Origin of the sequence: Nocardiopsis yanglingensis (assembly GCF_045809185.1) — a bacterium.
Classification (GTDB): Bacteria; Pseudomonadota; Gammaproteobacteria; order Xanthomonadales; family Xanthomonadaceae; genus Stenotrophomonas; species Stenotrophomonas yanglingensis.
Genome location: NZ_JBJNRH010000017.1, coordinates 74366 through 76585 on the forward strand (window position 1 = coordinate 74366; position 2220 = coordinate 76585).

A 2220-nucleotide genomic window follows, 5' to 3' on the forward strand; every position below is an offset into this window, starting at 1 on the left:
ATCCTACCCCCGGTCTGGCGGGGTGGGGCGGCCGGGGGCGGGGAATGGGCGCGCCCACCCCCGGGGGGCGGGGGTGGCCGCCCCGCGGCCGCCACTACCGGTGCTGTGCCCGCCATTACCCCGCACCGCGCAACGCCTGCGGGGCCGGAGGGAGGTACCATTGGGGGTCTGATCCCCGTAACGGTCCCGATTCATGCGTAATCCGCTGATGCTCCTTCCGCTGGCCGTGGCCCTGGCCGCCGGCTGCTCCCAGGAGGCGGCCGCGCCCGCCGCTGCCCCGACTGCCGAAAAGGCCCCCGCCGCCCCCGTGAACGCCGAGAACCGCAGCCACGACGAAAGCTCGTATGCCGAGCCGGACAAGGTCGTCATCAAGGACATCGCGCTGGATCTGAAGCTGGACTTCGACCAGAAGCAGATCGGCGGCACCGCCACCTACACCCTGGAATGGAAGCAGAAGGACGCCAAGCAGCTGGTGCTCGACACCCGCGAGCTGACCGTGTCCAAGGTCGAGGCCGTGGCCGCCGATGGCGCGCGCAGCCCGCTGAAGTTCGAGCTGGCCGCCGCTGACAAGGTGTTCGGCAGCAAGCTGACCATCGAGGCCCCGGAACAGCCGGCCAAGGTGGAAGTGACCTACCACACCGCGCCGACCGCCTCGGGCCTGCAGTGGCTGGCGCCGTCGATGACCGAAGGCAAGAAGCTGCCCTTCATGTTCAGTCAGTCGCAGGCCATCCACGCCCGTTCCTGGGTGCCGCTGCAGGACACCCCGAGCGTGCGCTTCACCTACAGCGCGCACGTGGTCTCGCGCCCGGACGTGATGGTGCTGATGAGCGCCGACAACGATCCGAAGGCCGCGCGTGACGGTGACTACACCTTCAAGATGCCGCAGCCGATTCCGTCGTACCTGCTGGCCATCGCCGCCGGTGACCTGGTGTTCGAACCGATCTCCGGCCGCTCCGGCGTCTGGGCCGAGCCGACCATGGTCAACAAGGCCGCCAAGGAATTCGAAGACACCGAGAAGATGATCGGTGCCGCCGAGAAGCTGTACGGCGAATACCGCTGGGGCCGCTACGACATGCTGGTGCTGCCGCCGTCGTTCCCGTTCGGCGGCATGGAGAATCCGCGCCTGACCTTCGCCACCCCGACCGTGATCGTCGGCGACAAGTCGCTGGTCTCGCTGGTCGCCCACGAACTGGCGCACAGCTGGTCGGGCAACCTGGTGACCAACGCCAGCTGGAAGGACATCTGGCTCAATGAAGGCTTCACCACCTACGTCCAGGGCCGCATTACCGAAGCCCTGTACGGCAAGGAAATGGCCGAGATGGAGAAGCAGATCGACCAGACCGACCTGCTGGCCGAAGTGAAGGACATGAGCCCGGCCGACCAGGCGCTGGCGCTGCCGCCGCTGAACGAGCGTGACCCCGACGAAGCCCTCAGCCAGGTCGCCTACGTCAAGGGTTCGTGGTTCCTGGAATTCCTGGAACAGCGCTTCGGCCGCGAGACCTTCGATCCGTTCCTGCGTGGCTGGTTCGATGACCATGCCTTCCAGAGCGCGAACACCGACCAGTTCGTCGACTACATGAAGAAGAACCTGCTGCCGAAGAATCCGTCGGCAGTGACCGAAGCCGAGCTGAAGGCGTGGCTGGACGAGCCGGGCATTCCGGCCTTCGCCACCAAGGCGCAGTCGCGCAACTTCAGCAGCGTCGATACCGCGCGCATCGCGTTTGCCAGCGCCGGCACCGTGCCGAGCAGCCAGGTCATCGCCGACTGGAGCACGCAGGAATGGGTGCGCTTCATCGACGGCCTGGGCGCCACCCAGCCGCTGGACAAGCTGGCCACGCTGGACAAGGCGTTCCACTTCACCGGCACCCCGAATGGTGAGATCGCCATGCGCTGGTACCCGCTGGCGATCCGCAGCGGTTACGAGCAGGCCAACGAAGGGGCCGCTGCGTTCATCGAGCGCGTCGGCCGTCGCAAGCTGATCCTGCCGATCTACGCTGAACTGGTGAAGACCCCGAAGGGGCTGGAGCTGGCCAAGCAGGCCTTCGAAAAGGCCAAGCCGGGCTACCACCCGATCACCACCGCCTCGGTGCAGGACATGCTGGCCAAGGCCGAAGCCAAGTAAGAAAAACGCGCCGGGTATCCCCCGGCGCTTTTTTTTGTAGAGTCGAGCCATGCTCGGCTGGGGGGTGGGGTGGAGGACGGGGAACGGGCCGCGGCCGA

The 2220-nt window shown here is 66.9% G+C and carries 1 protein-coding gene; it reads left to right on the forward strand.

What is annotated here, in order from left to right; genetic code table 11:
• Nucleotides 1-193 precede the first annotated feature (193 nt).
• Complete coding sequence (locus ACJ7C5_RS18520) at nt 194-2122, forward strand: M1 family metallopeptidase (protein ID WP_412704736.1); 1929 nt, start codon at nt 194-196, stop codon at nt 2120-2122.
• Nucleotides 2123-2220: the final 98 nt, after the last annotated feature.

What these genes read in the sequence shown, in the direction of transcription:
- ACJ7C5_RS18520 (WP_412704736.1), top strand. Translation starts at nt 194, where the DNA reads ATGCGTAATCCGCTGATGCTCCTTCCGCTGGCCGTGGCCCTGGCCGCC.